At 39.1% G+C, this 15349-nt stretch carries 17 protein-coding genes, 1 tRNA gene and 1 other annotated feature; of the genes, 15 read left to right on the top strand and 3 right to left on the bottom strand.

Going from position 1 to position 15349, the window contains the following annotated elements; all coding sequences use genetic code 11:
• Positions 1-9 precede the first annotated feature (9 nt).
• Together FAZ25_RS09185 and FAZ25_RS09180 are read left to right on the top strand one after the other, a co-directional pair.
• Positions 10-453 carry a holin gene (locus FAZ25_RS09185; protein WP_192269613.1) on the top strand — a complete coding sequence of 148 codons (444 nt, stop codon included), beginning with the start codon at positions 10-12 and terminating at the stop codon, positions 451-453.
• A 93-nt stretch (positions 454-546) separates the two neighbouring features.
• Positions 547-798: a hypothetical protein gene (locus FAZ25_RS09180; protein ID WP_192269610.1), complete on the top strand. Its 252-nt coding sequence runs from the start codon at positions 547-549 to the stop codon at positions 796-798.
• Between the two features lie 140 nt (positions 799-938).
• Here FAZ25_RS09180 and FAZ25_RS09175 read toward each other — a convergent pair.
• A tRNA-Leu gene (locus FAZ25_RS09175) sits at positions 939-1022 on the bottom strand.
• A 251-nt stretch (positions 1023-1273) separates the two neighbouring features.
• Here FAZ25_RS09175 and serC point away from each other — a divergent pair.
• From serC to FAZ25_RS09155, 4 genes are all read left to right on the top strand, one after another.
• The gene (gene serC, locus FAZ25_RS09170) at positions 1274-2365 is read left to right on the top strand and encodes a 3-phosphoserine/phosphohydroxythreonine transaminase (protein WP_004904228.1); all 1092 of its coding nucleotides are present in this window, start codon (positions 1274-1276) and stop codon (positions 2363-2365) included.
• The gene (locus FAZ25_RS09165; protein WP_004900387.1) at positions 2362-3540 is read left to right on the top strand and encodes a 3-phosphoglycerate dehydrogenase family protein; all 1179 of its coding nucleotides are present in this window, start codon (positions 2362-2364) and stop codon (positions 3538-3540) included. Before serC ends, FAZ25_RS09165 begins: the two co-directional genes overlap by 4 nt.
• Positions 3541-3548: 8 nt before the next feature.
• Complete coding sequence (locus FAZ25_RS09160) at positions 3549-4037, top strand: phosphatidylglycerophosphatase A (protein WP_100665390.1); 489 nt, start codon at positions 3549-3551, stop codon at positions 4035-4037.
• A gap of 123 nt (positions 4038-4160) precedes the next feature.
• Positions 4161-4883: a YebC/PmpR family DNA-binding transcriptional regulator gene (locus tag FAZ25_RS09155; RefSeq protein ID WP_004900382.1), complete on the top strand. Its 723-nt coding sequence runs from the start codon at positions 4161-4163 to the stop codon at positions 4881-4883.
• Between the two features lie 44 nt (positions 4884-4927).
• On the opposite strand, the gene FAZ25_RS09150 is transcribed toward FAZ25_RS09155, so the two are convergent.
• Positions 4928-5380: a flavodoxin gene (locus tag FAZ25_RS09150; protein ID WP_004900380.1), complete on the bottom strand. Its 453-nt coding sequence runs from the start codon at positions 5378-5380 to the stop codon at positions 4928-4930.
• 251 nt (positions 5381-5631) lie between these two features.
• Between FAZ25_RS09150 and larD the strand changes: the two genes are divergently transcribed.
• From larD to rplT, 8 genes are all read left to right on the top strand, one after another.
• Entirely contained in the window at positions 5632-6351 is a 720-nt protein-coding gene (larD, locus tag FAZ25_RS09145) for a D/L-lactic acid transporter LarD (RefSeq protein ID WP_004900379.1), read from the top strand.
• 103 nt (positions 6352-6454) lie between these two features.
• Positions 6455-6577 (top strand): hypothetical protein, encoded by a 123-nt coding sequence (locus FAZ25_RS09700; RefSeq protein WP_004904224.1) that lies wholly within the window; start codon positions 6455-6457, stop codon positions 6575-6577.
• 333 nt (positions 6578-6910) lie between these two features.
• On the top strand, positions 6911-8872 hold the full coding sequence (thrS, locus tag FAZ25_RS09140) for a threonine--tRNA ligase (RefSeq protein ID WP_004908108.1): 1962 nt from the start codon (positions 6911-6913) through the stop codon (positions 8870-8872).
• A 96-nt stretch (positions 8873-8968) separates the two neighbouring features.
• Complete coding sequence (locus tag FAZ25_RS09135) at positions 8969-10342, top strand: amino acid permease (RefSeq protein WP_147002164.1); 1374 nt, start codon at positions 8969-8971, stop codon at positions 10340-10342.
• A gap of 96 nt (positions 10343-10438) precedes the next feature.
• Positions 10439-11074 carry a DUF1361 domain-containing protein gene (locus tag FAZ25_RS09130; RefSeq protein WP_004900370.1) on the top strand — a complete coding sequence of 212 codons (636 nt, stop codon included), beginning with the start codon at positions 10439-10441 and terminating at the stop codon, positions 11072-11074.
• Between the two features lie 33 nt (positions 11075-11107).
• Positions 11108-11234 (top strand) — a sequence feature (ribosomal protein L20 leader region).
• Between the two features lie 10 nt (positions 11235-11244).
• A complete protein-coding gene (infC, locus tag FAZ25_RS09125) occupies positions 11245-11784 on the top strand; it encodes a translation initiation factor IF-3 (protein ID WP_216769572.1) in 540 nt (179 codons plus the stop codon).
• A 62-nt stretch (positions 11785-11846) separates the two neighbouring features.
• Positions 11847-12044 carry a 50S ribosomal protein L35 gene (rpmI, locus tag FAZ25_RS09120; protein ID WP_004900365.1) on the top strand — a complete coding sequence of 66 codons (198 nt, stop codon included), beginning with the start codon at positions 11847-11849 and terminating at the stop codon, positions 12042-12044.
• Positions 12045-12125: 81 nt separating this feature from the next.
• Complete coding sequence (gene rplT, locus FAZ25_RS09115) at positions 12126-12545, top strand: 50S ribosomal protein L20 (protein ID WP_004900351.1); 420 nt, start codon at positions 12126-12128, stop codon at positions 12543-12545.
• A gap of 91 nt (positions 12546-12636) precedes the next feature.
• Here rplT and FAZ25_RS09110 read toward each other — a convergent pair whose 3' ends face one another.
• The gene (locus FAZ25_RS09110) at positions 12637-13278 is read right to left on the bottom strand and encodes a hypothetical protein (RefSeq protein ID WP_192269607.1); all 642 of its coding nucleotides are present in this window, start codon (positions 13276-13278) and stop codon (positions 12637-12639) included.
• A 203-nt stretch (positions 13279-13481) separates the two neighbouring features.
• Here FAZ25_RS09110 and FAZ25_RS09105 point away from each other — a divergent pair, with 203 nt between their 5' ends.
• The gene (locus FAZ25_RS09105) at positions 13482-15299 is read left to right on the top strand and encodes a ribonuclease J (RefSeq protein WP_004900341.1); all 1818 of its coding nucleotides are present in this window, start codon (positions 13482-13484) and stop codon (positions 15297-15299) included.
• Positions 15300-15349 lie beyond the last annotated feature (50 nt).

Genomic DNA, 15349 nt, shown 5'->3' with positions numbered 1-15349 from the left:
GAGGAAATCATGACTATTACAAATTTTTCGGACGTTATTGTATCAATAGCAGTAGCAGCGATTACAGCGATTGCTGGCTATGCTTTAAAATATTTTCAATCACATAAGCAAATTACAACCGTGATTACTTTGTTAGAACCTTTAGCCAAGGACGCGGTGACTGCCATGCAGAAAGCGGGCGTTGACAAGTATATCTCTGGTATTATGAAGAAGAACGGCGCTTATGCCATTGTTCAAAGTGAATTGGCTAAGCTAGGTTTTACTACAGCAGATGAAACCCTTATCAAGAACGCGGTTGAACATGCTTATGCTATGTTGATCAACGAATTAAACAACGTTTATCCGCAGGCACAACCAAAGTCAGAAGATGAACAAGCTAAAGCAGATGAGTTAGCAAAGGCGGAACAAGCACTAGCTGATGCACAAGCTAAGGTTAATGCCTTACAAAATTGAATAAATTAAAACACCCAACTAGATAATCTGGTTGGGTGTTTTTTTATTTGCTAATAAGAACAAGTGTTCGTATAATTGTTATGAGGTGAAATTATGGAACAGATAGTCATAGATGAAATCAATAAGTTATTTAAGAAAAAGCGCAACACGCTATATAGAGTTCGTATAGTCTATATCATGTACACGGATACTATTAACGTTTTTTTCGAAGAACAAAAAATAGGTGATCCAACATATTCATATCAGATAGGTCAGTTTACAGGGGATATGAAAGACAAAATGCCAGAGTTCGCAAAGCGAATAACTAAAGAAACAAAGGTCAGTGCAAAGTTATTTAATTTGTAGCACTAATGTAGCACTCTGGCGATAAAATAGTGAAAACTAAAGAAAACTGAACGGAACTCTAAACAACTGAAAATCTCTACATATCAACGTTTAAGCAACAAAAAACCGCTCTACCAACAATTTAGGTAAAACGGTTAATATGCCGCTGACAGGAATCGAACCTGCACGAGATTGCTCTCATACCGACCTGAACGGTACGCGTCTGCCAGTTCCGCCACAGCGGCATTACTCATTCATTATACTAAAAAAAGTATTAAAATAAAAGATTGACTTTAATTAAAGATATAGTAACATGAAAACAGTGACTTGAATTGCAATAAAGTTTGTTTTTTTGTTCTAAAATTGATTTTATTTTAGCTTTTTTGCGAATTATTGTCATTATTCAGCTGTTTTTTTTCTAAATGTTCGTTAAATTGTTGACGTCTATTTTGAAAATTGTTTTTTATTAAGGAAGGATGTGCGCTAGCACGAAATTATGGCAAAAACTTATAATTTTTCTGCGGGTCCTGGTGTTTTGCCAGATGAAGTCATTACCCAGATTAAGCAAGAATTCGAACGTAACGAACACACACATATGAGTATTATTGAAATATCTCATCGATCCGCACAATTTCAAGCCATAGTTACCGAAGCTGAGCAAAAGTTGCGTGAGTTAATGGCTATTCCAGAAGACTATGCCGTTATATTTTTGCAAGGCGGTGGGTCAACGCAGTTTGAGATGATTCCACTTAATTTTGCAACAAATCAGTCACATATTGCCATTCTTGATTCGGGCAACTTTGCAGCTAAAGCAAGTGAAGCAGCAGAAATGTTAGGGAAACAAGCCACAGTATTGAACAGTACAAAGGGAATAAATTATCAAAAACTACCAATTTTACCCGAACATTTCGACCCTGAACTTTACGATTATTTGCATATTGTAACTAATAACACTATCGAAGGCACAACATTTCATCAGGACAATTTGCCAAGTACAACAGGCCGACTTGTAGCCGATATGAGTTCCAATATTTTAGCTGAACCCTATGATATTAACGCATTTGATGCTGTCTTTGCTGGTGGTCAAAAAAATCTTGGCCCAGCTGGTGTGACAGTTGCCATCATTAAAAAAGACTGGTTAGCACAGCAAGATGTACGTCATGTTGGACCGATGATGCGCTATCAAAATCATATTGACAAACAATCCATGTATAACACATCACCAGTGTTTTCAATTTATGCGCTTAACCTTGTATTGGATTGGGTTGTTGCGCAAGGCGGTGTCACTGAAATGCATCGGCGCAATCTAGCAAAAGCCCACAAACTCTACGCCTTCTTAGACCAGTCGGATTTTTATACAGCTCCGGTTGAAACAACTGCACGTTCATTAACCAACGTGGTATTTACCACAGGCGATTTGACACGCGACAAAATGATTGCTAAGCGTGCTGAGTCAGAAGGACTATTTAATTTGAATGGCCACCGCTCAGTTGGTGGCTTTAGAGCATCTCTGTATAATGCACAATCTATGGCAGCTGTTGACGCATTGATAACATTTTTGAAGAAAGTTGAAAAAGAGCAAGTATGACAAATATTAAAACATATAATGCCATTAGTGCAAAAGGCTTAAACTATTTAACAACTCATGGCTATGAAATTGATACCACTGAAGAACCGAAAGCGATTCTGTTACGTTCTCAAAATTTGCATCAGGAAACTATTGCTGATAGCGTGCGTGCAGTTGTCCGTGCTGGCGCCGGCTTTAATAATATTCCCGTTGATGAGTTGTCAAAACGCGGTATTGTTGTCTTTAATACACCAGGTGGCAATGCTAATGCTGTGAAAGAATTAACTATTGCGTCATTGATTTTAGCTGCCCGACCAGTAGTTGGCGCTATTGGTTTTGCTAATGAGACACGCGGTGGAGATGTGTCATTGCGAACAGAAGTGAATAAAGGTGGTTATCGCGGTACAGAATTAGCAGGCAAAACATTAGGGGTTATTGGTTTAGGTAATGTGGGTTCGAAAGTTGCAAATACGGCTTTAGCATTAGATATGGATGTTATTGGCTATGACCCTGGTTTGAACGCCAATACAGCTTGGCGTATTGACCGGCATATTGCACATGCTAAAAGTGTTGATGAAGTGTTGCAACAATCAGATTATGTTACAGTTCACATCCCGCTAACTGAAAAAAACAAATTCTTTATTGCTGCTGATAGCCTTTCAAAAATGAAGCCCGGCGCTGCGTTACTGAATATGTCTCGTGGCGGAATTGTCGATGATTTGGCAGCTAAAGCGGCATTGGATCAAGATAAGTTACGTGTCTACATTACAGACTTTGCCGATGAAGCCTTATTCGATCATCCCAAAGTGATTATTACGCCACATATTGGTGGGTCTACTGTAGAAGCAGAAGATACTAGTGCTTTAATGGCTGCTCGCCAATTAGACACATACTTAACAACAGGGAATATTGTCAATTCAGTTAATTACCCGGATATTAATGAGCCGTTTGTAACAAAATACCGCGTGGGCATTATCCATGAAAATGTTCCTAATATGATTAGCCAAATTTCAAAGTTTTTTGGTGACAATGGGATTAACATCGAGCAATTAAGTAATCGTGCTGTTGGCGCTTACGCCTATACGTTGGTTGCAATTAACGATTTCACAGATGAACAACAAGCGTATGTTAAGACTGCTTTGGATGAGATTCCACATGTTATTTTGACACGACGCTACTTGAATGAAGATTATTGAGGAGTAAAATGATGAAAGATTTACAAGAAGCAGCAATAATCAAACTAGCAGAACGTGGTGTGACCATTGATGATATAGCCGATGGTACACGCATATTTCTGTCAGAAAAGTATAAAGATGCTGTTGACGACACGACATTGATGTCATCCATTGCAAAAGTGTTGCACAAGGACGAAGTAGCTGACATCATTTTGACAGCGCTTTATCTTGATGAACAAGCTGAAACAATGCCAGATAGTCAACCTCTAAAAGCACGGTTACAGCGTGATGCGAATGGACACAATGTTGATGAAATTTTAGCTATTGCGATTACCCAACAGTTTTCAGCAGCAGCAACAGTCCATTATGGTCTATTAGATGATCTTAAGCCAGGATTGATTGGCGAAATTAATGATCGAACCGATACGATTAATGTTTACCTAGATGATATTCTAGCTGCTCTAATTGCAAGTACTGCGATGACATATCTGGAACTGCTTGGTGGTAATACTTATTAAGTTGATTTCAAAAATAATAAAGTAGCAAAGGCTTTTTGTGTTAAATTTATCACTAAAACTAGTCATTGTTACTTTTTTTTGTTAAAATTAAAATTATATTGACAATTTCAAGGAGATGTTAACATGTCAGGACATAGTAAGTGGCATAACATCCAGGGCCGAAAAAATGCCCAAGATGCTAAGCGTGGTAAAATTTTCCAAAAACTAGCACATGATTTATATGTGGCTGCAAAAGCTGGTGGCGCCGACCCAGAAATGAACGCTTCGTTGCGTTTAGTTGTTGAAAAGGCTAAATCTGCTAACATGCCAAAAGACAATATCCAACGTGCGTTAGATAAGGCTTCAGGTGCTGGCGGTCAAAAGTTTGAAGAAGTAACTTATGAAGGTTATGGGACAGCTGGTGTAGCCATTTTGGTTGAAACATCAACTGACAATATCAATCGTACAGTATCAAGTATTCGTAACTCATTTAAGCATTTTGGCGGCGCTTTAGGAACGACAGGTTCAGTCGCATTTCAATTTGATCGCAAGGGCTATTTGGCTATTAATCGTACGGATTTTCCTGATCTTGACGAAGACACGGTGCTAGAAGCCGCATTGGAAGCTGGCGCAGAGGATGTACAGACACAAGATGAAGTGTTTGAAATTTATACAACGCCAGCTGATTTTCAAACTGTTGAAGCTGCTTTGACAGCTGATGGTTATGTTTTTGAAGAAGCAGAAGTAACGATGATTGCACAAAATCCAGCTGAAATTTCTGATGACGATCGTGACAAGCTTGATAAGCTAGTCGATGAGTTAGAAGAAAACGAAGATGTTTTGGCAGTTTATACAACGGCTGATTGATTCGTATATAAAAAGCACTATCTTAATCAAGATAGTGCTTTTTATTATGATCGTGCTTGTGCAGCTTTAATTAATTGCTGTGCAAACGCATTGAGTGTCAGTGTATCTTTTTCGTCTGGTCTGAGGTTAATTTTAACCCCTTCAGCACCTTTAATGGCATGCGTCTTAGCAAATTGGGCTTCGAATTTTGGAACGGCAACGCAGAAATCATCCAAGTAATAGGTGTCTCCAGAGCCTGCGACGCCATAAATGACATTATCTAAATCAACATCAGCTAATTCTTCAAAGAAATCTAAGCCCTCATCAGGTAATGAACCATTATCATAGGTGTAGGGCACAACGACAGCAATATCACTTTCTGCTAACTCTTCTACCTCAGTCTGTGATATTTCTGTTTTTTTGACAGTCACATGGGCAGCTTTTAAGGCCGTGATGATAACATCAGCGACATCTTCATTGTTTCCGGTAATTGTTGCATAAACAACGTGTGCATTCATAACTTATCGTTGACCATACATCGTTTGTTATGGCCATCCTCCCATTAATATATTACTTTCCATTATAAGGCAAGATGACTTAAAAAAGTATCATCATACTTCGTGAAACAAAACACGAAATGTGACGGTTTGTTGACAAAACTATAAAAAGGCTTTACAGCGCCTATTCAAGGCCTTAATATAAGGAATGGAAAAATAACATAAAAAACCGCGACTTCTTGATAGATTTGCGACCGCTTAGGAGATTACAAATGATACACCAGTTGTTGGCTGAGTTCATGGGCACAGCCCTAATGATCATTTTTGGTGTTGGCGTACACGCTGACGAGGTATTAAACCGGACGAAATATCACGGTTCAGGGCATATTTTTGCGATTACGACTTGGGGATTTGGTATCACAATTGTGCTATTTGTATTTGGGGATGTGTTTATTAATCCAGCAATGGCGATGGTTCAGCTGGTATTGGGCAAGATAGATATAACTTATTTTTTAATTGTTAGTGTGGTCGAAGTGTTAGGGGGAATTGCGGGTTCTTTAATTGTTTACGTGATGTATGCTGACCAATTTAAATTATCAGAAAAAGATATTGATCCAGTCATTGTCCGTAATATTTTCTCAACTGCGCCAGCTATTCGCAACCTACCACGTAATTTCTTTGTGGAAGCTTTTGCGACATTTGTGTTTTTGACTAGTATTCTAGCCATTTCAGCAAGAGCAGGTCATGTACCAGGAATGGTGCCATTAGCCATTGGTTTTCTTGTTTGGGCAGTGGGCATGGGAATGGGTGGCACAACTGGCTTTGCAATGAATTTAGCGCGAGATATGGGGCCGCGTTTGGCCTATGCCATGTTACCATGGCAAAATCGCGCAGATGCTGATTTTAAGTATGGTGTCTTGGTACCAGGACTAGCACCTTTTGTTGGTGCCATTTTTGCAGCACTGTTTTCAAAATATTATCTAGGTCTCTAGTGAGACCTTTTTATTTACAATTCAGTGAACCTGTGTGCACTTGAATTTTGTCGTCCCTTCGTTATAATTAAAGTATTAATTTATTTTTTAGAGAGAAGATATTATGACACTAACAAAACAGCAGTATGATGCATTAAAAACGGCTTTTGACAATGGTATTTTAGATCATGATGCAGCGGCTAAGGAAGCATTAGCGCTTGTATTAACAGAAATCAACCCAAAGTAATTGTTGCACAACGGTGTGAACAGTGCTAAAATAATCACAATAACGTTGATAAGGACAACTGGACTGTTTGCAATTTTTAAGAGAATCCATGCTTGGTGAAAATGGGTAATTTGCACGGAAAAGACTACCTTTGAGTAGTGGTGAGTAAGTTTTGAAAACCATTCGGGTGACACCGTTAGCTGTCATTTAAGTCGCACTTTATGTGCTAAACTTGGGTGGTACCACGGTGAAACGTCCCTTTGAGTCGCATGACTCAATGGGACGTTTTTGTTTTTATAAATGTCAGAAACGTTTGCATTAAAACAAACGTCAAATGAAAGGAATATTGTTAATATGTCAGAAATTAGTCTTACTTTTCCAGATGGTGCCGTTAAAGTTTTTCCCGAGGGGACGACACCTTTAGCTGTTGCAGAAAGTATATCAAAGTCATTAGCCAAAAAATCTGTATCGGCTAAGTTGCATGGGGCTTATGTGGGTATGCACGACATGATACCGGCATCAGGCGATTTCCAATTAATTACGACTAGTGATGATGAAGCAATATCATTATTGCGTCATGCTGCTTCACATTTATTGGCACAAGCCTTGAAGCGGATACCAAAGTTTGCTAATATGCATTTTGGTGTCGGACCATTTATTGACAATGGTTTCTATTATGACACTGACAATGGGGCTGGTAACCAGGTTTCTGTGGAGGATTTCCCTGAAATCGAAGCTATGATGCATAAAATAGTTAAAGAAGATTTGCCAATCGTATCACGTGAAATTACACGTGAAGAAGCGTTAAGCATGTTTGCGGAAGATCCTTATAAAATTGCGTTAATCTCTGATTTGCCAGAAGATGAAAAAATTACGATTGCGGTTCAAGGGGATCATATCGAATTGGATAAAGGGGGCCTGGTGCCATCTACTGGCTGGATTAAGCATTTTAAGTTGACTTCTGTTGCTGGTGCCTACTGGCGTGGAAAATCATCCAATCCGATGATGCAAAGAATCTACGGTGTTGCTGAATGGAAGCAAGCAGATGTTGATGCTGAAATTCAACGACGCGAAGAGGCAAAAGAACGCGATCATCGTACGATTGGGCGTGACATGGATTTATTCTTTACTAGTCAAGAAGTTGGCTCTGGCTTGCCCGTTTGGTTACCAAACGGTGCAACGATTCGCCGTCAGGTAGAACGCTATATCATTGATAAAGAATTAGCTAATGGTTATCAGCATGTGTACACACCAGTTTTGTCAAATTTGAACTTATACAAAACTTCAGGCCATTGGGATCATTATCGTGAAGATATGTTCCCACCAATGGACATGGGCGAGGGAGAATTTTTAGAATTACGACCAATGAATTGCCCATCACATATCATGGTTTTCAATCATAAGCCACGATCATACCGTGAGTTACCAATACGTATTGCCGAATTAGGCATGATGCATCGTTATGAAAAGTCAGGTGCTTTAACAGGGCTATCACGTGTTCGCGAAATGACGCTTAACGATGGTCATACATTTGTTGAACCAGAAAAGCTTGAAGAAGAATTTAAATCAATTTTGACGATGATGATGGGCGTTTATCGTGACTTCAATATCACTGACTATCGTTTCCGCTTGTCTTATCGTGATCCTGAAAATACTGAAAAATATTTTGATGATGACGATATGTGGGAAAAATCTCAAGCACAGTTGAAACGTGCCATGGACGATTTGAAGTTGGATTACTATGAAGCAGAAGGTGAAGCCGCTTTCTACGGACCAAAGTTAGATGTTCAAACGAAAACAGCTTTGGGCAGTGAAGAAACGATGTCTACTATTCAATTAGACTTCCTATTGCCAGAACGATTTAATTTGACGTATATTGGCGCAGATGGGCAAGACAATCATCGCCCTGTGATGCTCCATCGTGGTATTGTTGGAACGATGGAACGTTTCACAGCGTACCTTATTGAAATGTATAAGGGCGCTTTCCCAACATGGTTATCACCATTACAAGTGCAAATTATTCCGGTTAACCTTGGTGCTCATGGCGATTATGCTAATGACATTCAAGCACAGCTACAAGCTGCGGGACTTAGAGCACACGTTGAAACAAAAGATGCTAAAATGGGCTATTTGATTCGTGAAGCACAAACTAATAAAATCCCATATACATTAGTATTAGGTGATTCGGAAGTTGACGGACAGACAGTTACAGTACGTAAGTACGGTGAAGAAAAAACAAGAACAATGCGTTTTGCAGATTTCCAAAGTGAAATTCTAGCTGATGTTGCCAATTACTCACGTCCAGTAAATGACTAACTAATTGATTTGTAAAGCATTGAACACAAAGTCGTTCAGTGCTTTGTACATAGTGTGTTAAACGTTAATTGTAGTATAAAGAGGAGATATTTTTTTATGTCAGAAACAACAGAAGACAATGGTCAACCTGCCAAACGAGGTTTACAAAATCGGCATGTGCAGCTTATTGCTATTGGCGGTACTATTGGGACTGGGCTATTTATGGGGGCAGGGAATTCCATTCATTACGCTGGGCCAGCAATATTACTAGTCTATTTGACCATTGGTTTATTCATGTTTGTGATGATGCGGGCGGTTGGTGAATTACTTTATGCCGACCCTACCCAACATACATTTATTACTTTTATAACGAGATATATCGGCAATCGTACCGGCTTTTTTGCGCGTTGGTCTTATTGGCTAACGATTGTCTTCATGGGCATGGCGGAATTAACAGCTGTTGCTAAATATATTCAATATTGGCTACCAGGTATGCCCAGTTGGCTTATTCAAATTATCATGCTTGTAGTACTAACAAGTGTTAATTTAGTTGCCGTGGCACTTTACGGCGAAACTGAGTTCTGGTTTGCTATGATCAAAATTGTTGCCATACTGGCTTTGATTGTGACTGGTATCATTATGGCATTAACAGGTTTTAAGACCCCAGTGGGCGATGTTGCGTTTAGTAATGTCTGGCAACATTTGTCGCTTTTCCCAAACGGCATTGGTAATTTTATTAATGCCTTTCAAATGGTCATGTTTGCTTTCGTTGGTATGGAATTTATTGGTATGACCACAGCAGAGACAGATAATCCACGAGCTGTTCTACCTAAGGCAATTAACCAGATACCTTGGCGTATTTTGTTTTTCTACTTAGGTGCCTTGTTTATTATTATGACAATCTATCCTTGGCAAAAAATTCCCGCTGATCAGAGCCCATTTGTTATGGTTTTTCAATTAGCTGGCGTTAAGTGGGCGGCTGCATTAATTAATTTTGTGGTGTTAACCAGTGCAGCATCTGCATTGAATTCAGTATTGTTTAGTGCAAGTCGTAATTTTTATGCTTTGTCTTTTCAATCGAAATCTGCCTTTTTAAAGCCTTTTAGAAAAATGTCTAAGACACAATTACCAACCAATGCGGTCCTTTTCACAGCATTGATGGTTGGCTTTTCAGCGGTTATATCAGTTGTTCCGGCAGTGACCAATGCATTTAGCTTTGTCACAAGTGCTTCAACAGATTTGTTTTTGATGATTTATATTTTGATATTGATAGCCTACATGAAATATCGTAAATCAGATCGTTATATGCCAGATGGCTTTCTCGTGATTGCACCACGTGTGTTAGTACCATTAGCAATTGTGTTTTTTGCCTTTATTTTTGTGACGTTATTCTTTAACCCGGATTCCCGCGTGCCAGCAATTGGCGCAACATTATGGCTAGTTATCTTTGGTTGGATAGCTTCCCGCCAGCCTAAAACGTTAAAAAAATAATCTTTAATATAAAAGCTATTCAATTTAAATTTAGATTGAATAGCTTTTATTGATTATGATAAACTAGAAGCATTGCAAAAAAAGGGGACGCAAGGCATGAATAATAAAATTTTGAATCTTAGTATTATCCATTTGGTTGTTTTCCTATTTTTCCTATTCGTTCATACCACACCAACACGTTTTACTTTTTTGAACTGGAATGTTTTTTTAGCTTTACTACCATTTGATTTTGCCGTCATTGTTTCGATTGTTCCAAGCCGACTTCTAAAGTGTTTGTTTGGTGTATTGTGGCTATTATTCTTTCCTAACACCATGTATATGATGACGGATTTTATTCATCTCTATGCCATTGGTTCTGATTTGAGCCAAGCGGGACAGTATTTCAATTATGCTATTTTAGCGACGGGCATATTTATTGGCGTTGGCTTGGGGGTCTTGAGTTTAGAAATTATGACACGAGCAGTTTTTCATCGTCATGTTCACCTCACTTATTTTAGTATTACCGCACTGGTATCAGTATTATCTGCTTTAGGGATATATATTGGACGATACCTACGCTTGAACTCCTGGGATATTTTTGTGAATTTTCATGTTGTTTTACGTAACATCGCCATGTCAATGGGTTACCACATGTTTACTTTTGTCATTTTATTTGCTGGCGCCCAGTTTGCCGTCTTGGTAGTATTTCACTATGGTATTCGCATGATTAAATTAGAGCAAACTCAAGCTTGACAATAACTTAATAGTAAGATAGAATAATAACTGTTGAACAAGTAGGAGCACCCGCTTCTCGCCAAGTGATTGTGTTGCTTGGCAGATACAGTTATCCGTATGGATTGCAAGTGTTGAAGTGGGTAAAGATTAGGTTCTTTGTCCACTTTTCTTCTTGATTCACAAAATAAATTTGGAGGTGCCTGACAATAGCACGTCAACCACGACAAGTTGATTTAATCAACGATAATATTCGCGCACCTCGCGTATTGCTTATCCATGAAGGTAAGCAGACAGAAATGTCTACGCGAGACGCACAACAGATTGCTAATGATTTAGACCAGGATTTGGTATTGGTTCAAGCTAACGCTGAACCACCAGTTGCCAAAATCATGGATTGGGGAAAAGCTAAGTTCGAAGCACAAAAAAAGCAAAAAGAACAACGCAAAAACCAAAAAATCGTGCAAGTGAAGGAAGTTCGTATGTCACCGGTCATTGATTCAGGCGATTTCGAAACACGTAAGAAAGCTGCTATTAAGTTCCTTGGACAAGGTAACAAAGTGAAGCTTAATTTGCGTTTCCGTGGTCGTATGATTACCCACCAAGACATCGGACGTCAAGTATTAGACCGTATGGCCGCAGAACTTGATGACATTGCCAAGGTTGAGCAACGTGCCAAGATGGACGGCCGCCAAATGTTTTTGGTCTTGGCACCTAAAGACGCCAAGTAATTAAAGGTTTAATTGCTTGTTTACAAGCTTAAACAAAATCACAAAGTAGGAGAATTAGTCACATGCCAAAGATGAAGACACACCGCGCATCAGCAAAGCGCTTTAAAAAGACAGCCAACGGTGGCTTGAAGTCAGCTTCAGCTTATACTTCACACCGTTTCCACGGTAAGACAAAGAAGCAACGTCGTCAATTGCGTGGCACACGCATGATGGATTCAACGACTGTTAAGACATACGCTAAGATGTTGTCAAACATCTAATTCGCGTTGCGATAGTTCATCTATCTACATTTTGGATTTTAGTCCAACAAGTTATTTTTAAAATTCTAGGAGGAATTACCCATGCGAGTTAAGGGTGGTACAGTTTCACGCGCACGTCGTAAAAAGATGGTTAAGTTGGCCAAGGGTTACCGTGGCCAACGTCGTATTAATTTTAAGGTTGCTAAGCAACAAGTTTGGAAGTCATACTTGTACGCATACCGTGATCGTAAGAACACAAAGCGTAACTTCCGTAAGTTGTGGATTGCGCGTATTAACGCAGCAGCACGTATGAACGGTTTGTCATATTCAAAGTTGATGCACGGTTTGACACTTGCCGGTGTTGAATTAAATCGTAAGATGTTAGCTGAAATCGCTGTAACTGATTTTGATACATTTGCAAAGTTGGCTGACCAAGCTAAAGCAGCTTTAGCATCAGACAACGTATTAGTTCAAGAACGCGTTGCCGCAACATTGGAAACAACTGTTAAGGTTGACCGTTAAGAATAATCAAAAGTGTGGCATGACGCCACACTTTTTTATTTACTATAAACACAGCAAAAAAAATAGCCTACTTAAGGGCTATTTTTTAGTGTTATTGTAAACCAGATTGTACTTTATAATTAGCAACCAATTGCAAATTTTTGTTATCGCCAGTTGGTGTAAAGACAATTGTAACTTTTGCGCCACTCGTACTAATCCAGTTAGCAGTGACCGTGTCAGAAGCAACTAAATTAGTAGGGTTCCCGTAGCTTGCTTTAACTTGATCATAGGTAGCACTACCTAACTTCACCGTATTAAAATTAGCAAGGGTCCAATTACCAAATGTAACAGCCTTAGGGGCTGGTGTTGGTGTTGCTACACTGCTTGACGCTGCGACTTGCGGTGCAGGCGCCTGGTTATCGGCAATCGGTGTTTGTGTGCCATCATTGACCACTGCATGAATGGCTTCTGAGGCTGCTGAACTAGCCGCCGAAGGAACAGATGGGACAACAACTGAAGAGGCTTCATCAGTCGATGACACAGGCGCATTGGAGCTAGTAGCACTAGTTGAACTAGTGCTGCTTGATTTGTTCTGGCTTTGAGAAGATTGACTAGTCGATTGTGTTGTTTCTGATGTTTTTTTACCACCATGTTGACCTAAAATCACGGTTGCCACAATAATAACGGCGACAATTAGAAGACCGACAAGTAAGTAACGAAGGCGGTGAGACTGCTTAAATGGTTTGCGTTGCATAATTAAAATCAGGACGCATTGTCCTGTTCCTTTCCTTAGATAATGATAACAGAAAATGCTTAAAGTATGTTAAAATGGATATAATTACGTATCGAGACAAAAAATAGGATGACTCCGCGTTTTAGAAACCAGCAGTATCCACTTGTTTATATTTACGAAAAAATTATGGCTTATAGCATAAGTCTATTTATAAAGGGAAAAAGATGACAGATTTAAGTATTATTCCATTTGGCGGTGTCCGCGAAAATGGTAAAAACATGTACGCAATTACAGTAAATGATGAAATTTTTATTTTTGACGCTGGTTTGAAATATCCGGAAACAGATCAATTAGGTGTCGATGTTGTCGTACCTGATTTTGATTATTTAATAAAAAATAATGATAAAATTGCCGGTGTTTTTTTGACACATGGTCACGCTGATGCTATTGGTGCCTTACCTTATTTTTTGCAACAAGTACAAGCGCCAATATTTGGTTCAGAATTAACGATTGAGTTAGCTAAGTTAGCTATCAAAGAGCAAGAAGCGCTCAAGGATTACGATGATTACCATGTTGTCAATGCAAAAACTGAAATTGACTTTGGGACTGTGACTGTATCGTTTTTTAATACAACACATTCCATTCCAGATTCAATGGGCATTGTGTTAGGCACACCGTTTGGACAAATTGTTTATACGGGCGATTTTAAGTTTGACCAAACAGCAGAAAAAAATTATCGAACTGACATTGCTCGACTAGTCGAAATTGGTCAAGGTAAAGTATTAGCATTACTTGCCGATGCTGCAGGGACAGAAGGGGATACTGACTCTGTTAATGAATCTAAAATTAGTGATTACATTTTAGAGACATTCCGTGATAATAAAAAGAAACGCATTATTATTGCTGCAGTTGCTTCTAATATTCAACGTATTCAACAGGTCATTGACGCCACTGTGGCAACAAAGCGTAAACTAGTGTTGTCCGGTAATGATATTGAAAATGTTGTTCGAACAGCTATCCGCCTTCGTAAATTATACCTTCCCGTACCGGAAAGTAAATTACTTGTTAATCTTAAAAATGCTAAAAACTTAGCTGCTTCAGAGACAGTGATTCTGGAAACAGGACGTATGGGAGAGCCCATCAAGCATTTGAATCGCATGGCTAATGGTGAAGATCCTTATGTTCGTATAGGAGAAGATGACCTTGTCTTTATTACGACAACACCTTCTACGGCAATGGAAAGTGTTGTTGCCAAAACACGTGATATGCTCTTCAAGCAAGGCGCCAATGTTAAGCAAATCAGCAGTGACTTACGCTCAAGTGGTCATGCATCACGTAACGACTTGCAAATGATGATTAATGTCTTAAAACCAGATTATTTCATGCCAATTCAAGGTGAATATCGCGTGATGTCTTCTGCTAAGTCCGCTGCAGAAGAAGTAAATATTGCAACAGATCATATTATGATGGCAATGAAGGGTGATCAATTCAAATGGCTTGACGATCATTTCGAGTTACAAGATTCATTTACGATTGGCGAAACGCTAATTGATGGGGCTGGTATTGGGGACATTGGTAACGTAGTCTTGCGTGATCGTCGCATTTTGTCTGAAGATGGTATTTTCGTTTCTGTTGTGACGATTGATCGTAAGAAGCGACAAGTGGTTTCTAAGCCAAAATTGACTTCTCGCGGTTTTGTCTACGTGAAGGCTAACCGTGACTTGATGAAAGAAGCGTCAGAAATAACGGTTAAGCAGATTGAAAATTATCTCAATACAACTAAAAACTTTGATTGGAATGAATTGAAGAACGGCGTTCGAGAGGTCTTGTCGCGTTATTTATTTGATCAAACGCGTCGTCGTCCGATGGTGATGCCAGTTGTAATGGAAGTTAACCAGAATCGTCGGCCAACGTCACATAAGAGCAATAATGCCAATAATAAAACTAAAACGCGTCAGGCACAAAACGTTAAATTAAATAAAGAAAAAAATAACACACCTAAGAAGAAAGCTAAAAAGGTTGTTGTGAAGGCAGAGAAGTAACACAATTTAGCATCATTTGAAAGGTTGGAAAGGATAATAGTTATCGTTTT

The organism is Leuconostoc sp. LN180020 (genome assembly GCF_014844115.1).
Classification (GTDB): Bacteria; Bacillota; Bacilli; order Lactobacillales; family Lactobacillaceae; genus Leuconostoc; species Leuconostoc citreum.
Note: the sequence above shows the minus strand (reverse complement) of the source record. Positions and strands in the feature narration are given on the sequence as shown.

What these genes read in the sequence shown, in the direction of transcription:
- FAZ25_RS09165 (WP_004900387.1), top strand. Translation starts at nt 2,362, where the DNA reads ATGACAAATATTAAAACATATAATGCCATTAGTGCAAAAGGCTTAAAC.
- FAZ25_RS09150 (WP_004900380.1), bottom strand. Translation starts at nt 5,380, where the DNA reads ATGAATGCACACGTTGTTTATGCAACAATTACCGGAAACAATGAAGAT.
- FAZ25_RS09110 (WP_192269607.1), bottom strand. Translation starts at nt 13,278, where the DNA reads ATGCAACGCAAACCATTTAAGCAGTCTCACCGCCTTCGTTACTTACTT.
- serC (WP_004904228.1), top strand. Translation starts at nt 1,274, where the DNA reads ATGGCAAAAACTTATAATTTTTCTGCGGGTCCTGGTGTTTTGCCAGAT.
- FAZ25_RS09160 (WP_100665390.1), top strand. Translation starts at nt 3,549, where the DNA reads ATGATGAAAGATTTACAAGAAGCAGCAATAATCAAACTAGCAGAACGT.
- thrS (WP_004908108.1), top strand. Translation starts at nt 6,911, where the DNA reads ATGTCAGAAATTAGTCTTACTTTTCCAGATGGTGCCGTTAAAGTTTTT.
- FAZ25_RS09700 (WP_004904224.1), top strand. Translation starts at nt 6,455, where the DNA reads ATGACACTAACAAAACAGCAGTATGATGCATTAAAAACGGCTTTTGAC.
- rplT (WP_004900351.1), top strand. Translation starts at nt 12,126, where the DNA reads ATGCGAGTTAAGGGTGGTACAGTTTCACGCGCACGTCGTAAAAAGATG.
- FAZ25_RS09155 (WP_004900382.1), top strand. Translation starts at nt 4,161, where the DNA reads ATGTCAGGACATAGTAAGTGGCATAACATCCAGGGCCGAAAAAATGCC.
- FAZ25_RS09185 (WP_192269613.1), top strand. Translation starts at nt 10, where the DNA reads ATGACTATTACAAATTTTTCGGACGTTATTGTATCAATAGCAGTAGCA.
- FAZ25_RS09180 (WP_192269610.1), top strand. Translation starts at nt 547, where the DNA reads ATGGAACAGATAGTCATAGATGAAATCAATAAGTTATTTAAGAAAAAG.
- FAZ25_RS09105 (WP_004900341.1), top strand. Translation starts at nt 13,482, where the DNA reads ATGACAGATTTAAGTATTATTCCATTTGGCGGTGTCCGCGAAAATGGT.
- larD (WP_004900379.1), top strand. Translation starts at nt 5,632, where the DNA reads ATGATACACCAGTTGTTGGCTGAGTTCATGGGCACAGCCCTAATGATC.
- FAZ25_RS09135 (WP_147002164.1), top strand. Translation starts at nt 8,969, where the DNA reads ATGTCAGAAACAACAGAAGACAATGGTCAACCTGCCAAACGAGGTTTA.
- rpmI (WP_004900365.1), top strand. Translation starts at nt 11,847, where the DNA reads ATGCCAAAGATGAAGACACACCGCGCATCAGCAAAGCGCTTTAAAAAG.
- FAZ25_RS09130 (WP_004900370.1), top strand. Translation starts at nt 10,439, where the DNA reads ATGAATAATAAAATTTTGAATCTTAGTATTATCCATTTGGTTGTTTTC.